Annotated in this window: 2 protein-coding genes; both read left to right on the top strand. The window is 66.8% G+C overall.

Annotated features, from left to right (window positions below; translation table 11 throughout):
- Positions 1–1,601: ATP-binding protein (locus VGV13_11485; GenBank protein HEV8641710.1), on the top strand; the 1,601-nt coding region annotated here is incomplete at its 5' end.
- Between the two features lies 1 nt (position 1,602).
- On the top strand, positions 1,603–2,969 hold a 1,367-nt coding region (locus VGV13_11480), incomplete at its 3' end, for a sigma-54 dependent transcriptional regulator (GenBank protein ID HEV8641709.1).

The raw sequence follows: 2,969 nt of genomic DNA, 5'->3' as shown, positions 1-2,969 counted from the left end.
ACCGGATTCTTCGCGTCTTCGCGTGGGCGCGCCTCGTGCTGGCCGGGCTCCTGGCCGTCCTCGTGCCTCTCATGCCGCCCGACTTCGTACCGAGAGTGAACACCGGCATTCTCTTCGCGGTGTTCTCGCTCGTCGCGGCGTCTTCGGGCGCCCTGCTCCTGCGCGGCTCGGTCGGCCGCCCACGCCGCGCGGCGTGGTACGTCTGTCTGCTCGACGCCACACTCATCACCGCGGTGGTGGCCGCGACCGGCGGCGGTCGGTCGATCCTGGCGTTCCTTTATGTCCTGCTGGTGACGGGTGCCTGCGTGCTCCTCTCCCGCGCCGGAGGCTTGGTCATTGCGGCGCTGGCCAGCACGCTCTACAGCAGCCTTGTTTTCGTTCGCACCGTGGTTCCAGTGACACACTTTTGGGAGCCCGCCGGCGAAGGGGTGGCGCTCGAAGTACTGGCGATGTTCGTCAACACTGGAACGCTCCTGGTCGTCGCGATCGTGGCCGGCGGTCTGGCGGAACGTTTCCTGACCACCCGCCGGGAGCTCGAGACGCGGCAGAAGGATTTGAGCGACCTCCAGGTCTACAAGGACCTCATCTTCCAGTCGGTCAGCACTGGATTGATCGCGCTCGACCAGAACCACGTCATCACCGCCTTCAATCGAGCCGCGGAAGCCATCACCGGACGGCCCGCCGAGCAAGCGATCGGGCGCCCCTGGCCGGCCATCTTCGGGGACGCCCTTCCGCTCGCCGACGTCGACACGGCGATTTCCGATAACCTCAAGACCTCCATCTGGCGCGAGATCGAGCTAGGCCGGCCCGGTGGCGCCCGCGTTCCCGTCCGCGTCACCTGCTCCGCCCTGGTGTCCGGCAAGGGCAACCGGGTCGGCTTGATCGCGGCCTGCGAGGACCTTTCGGCCATGCGTGAAATGGAGGCGAGGATGCGCCGGGCGGACCGCCTGGCCAGCCTCGGCCGCATGGCAGCAAATATCGCGCACGAGATCCGCAATCCCCTGGCCTCCCTGACCGGTGCCATAGAGGTCCTGACCAGCAATATTGCCGCGGAAGAAACGCGGGACAGGCTGGCCGGAATCGTCCTTCGCGAATCGGACCGGCTCAACCAGATCATCAGGGGGTTCCTCGAGTACGCCCGGCCGGCGCCCCTGGCTCTCGACACCCTCGACGTGGCGCATGTCCTGGACGACGTGCTGCTGCTGCTCGAGCATCGCGCGACGTCGCCCTCGCTCAAGATCACCCGCGACTTTCCTCCCTCGATCCCGTGGCGCATCGATGGAGATCAGTTCAAGCAAGCGCTCTGGAATCTCTGCCTCAACGCGGCCGAGGCCATGCCCGAGGGCGGCGAGCTTTCCGTGGGAGCGGTCGTCCAGGGGAATCGCCTCGAGGTGAGCGTGACCGACACCGGGGAGGGCATCGCCCCGGCGGATCTTCAGCATGTGTTCGAGCCCTTCTTTTCGACCAAGCCCGAGGGCACCGGGCTGGGGCTGGCCCTGGTGCACCGGATCGTCCGCGACCACGGCGGGGACATCGGCGTCCGCAGCTCGCCCGGCCTCGGCACGACGTTCACCATCACCCTTCTGGCGGGAGGCGCCTGAGATGCGGGTGCTCGTCGTCGACGATGAGCGCAGCATGCGCGATCTGCTGGCCATCATGCTGCGGCAGAGCGGGTACGACGTCACCGTCGCCGAGAGCGGCGAGAGCGCCCTCGGTGCGCTCAAGGCGGAGGCGTTCGACCTCGTCATCACCGACCTGCGGATGCGCAAGACCGACGGCCTGGCCGTGCTCCGGGCCACCAAGCAGCACTCGCCGCAGACCATCGTCCTGGTCGTCACGGCGTACGCCTCGACGGAGACCGCTGTCGAGGCCATGAAGCTCGGCGCGTACGACTACATCACGAAACCGTTCAAGCTGGAGGCGATCCGGCTCACCATCGAGAAGGCGCTCGAGCGCAAGCGGCTGCAGGACGAGAACATCGTGCTGAAGCAGCAGCTCCGGAAGGAGCGGGGCTTCGAAAACTTCATCGGCCGTAGCCGCAAGATGCTCGAGCTGTTCGAGACGATCCGCAAGATCGCCGATTCCACCTCGACCGTCATGGTCACGGGCGAAAGCGGCACGGGCAAGGAGCTGGCGGCGGTGGCGATCCACCACGAGAGCCCGCGGCGGAACGCGCCCTTCATCTCGGTCAACTGCGGCGCCATCCCCGAAGGCTTGATGGAGTCCGAGCTGTTCGGCCACCTGAAGGGCGCCTTCACCGGCGCCGTGGCCAGCACGCCGGGTCTGTTCACGGCCGCCGAGGGCGGCACGTTGTTCCTCGACGAGATCACCGAAGTCCCGCACTCCGTCCAGGTGAAGCTCTTGCGGGCGATCCAGGAGCGCGAGGTGCGGAGGGTCGGGGACACTCACGACCTCAAGATCGACGTGCGGCTCATCGCAGCGTCCAACCGTGATCTCACGCGCGCCATGGCTGACGGCCTTTTGCGGGAGGACCTCTTTTACCGACTGAACGTGATCCCCGTCCACCTGCCGCCGCTCCGCGAGCGCCGCGAGGACATCCCGCTCCTAGTCGCCCACTTCATCGAGAAGATCTCGAAGGCGGTAGGCAAGAGCGCCCAAGGGGTCACCCCGGAGACGCTGGCGATCCTCGAAGGCTATCTCTGGCCCGGGAACATCCGGGAGCTCGAGAACGTGATCGAGCGCGCGATCGTCCTGGGCAATGGCGAGATGATCACGCCCGATGCGTTGCCTCCGAACCTGACCCGACCCGCCGACCCCAAGGACGTCCTGCTCGACATCCCCGACAACGGCCTCGATCTGGAGGCACACCTGGAGCGCATCGAGCAGCGGTACATCCAGCAAGCGCTCGAGCGCACGGGCGGTAATCAGACACGGGCCGCCGAGGTTCTCGGCCTCAGCTTCCGCCAGTTCCGCTACAAGTTGCAGAAGTACGGGCATCACGGCGACCG

It is taken from the genome of Candidatus Methylomirabilota bacterium, from assembly GCA_036001065.1.
Classification (GTDB): Bacteria; Methylomirabilota; Methylomirabilia; order Rokubacteriales; family CSP1-6; genus MNEF01.
The sequence above is the reverse complement of the archived record's forward strand: the minus strand, read 5'-3'. Positions and strand labels throughout refer to the sequence as shown.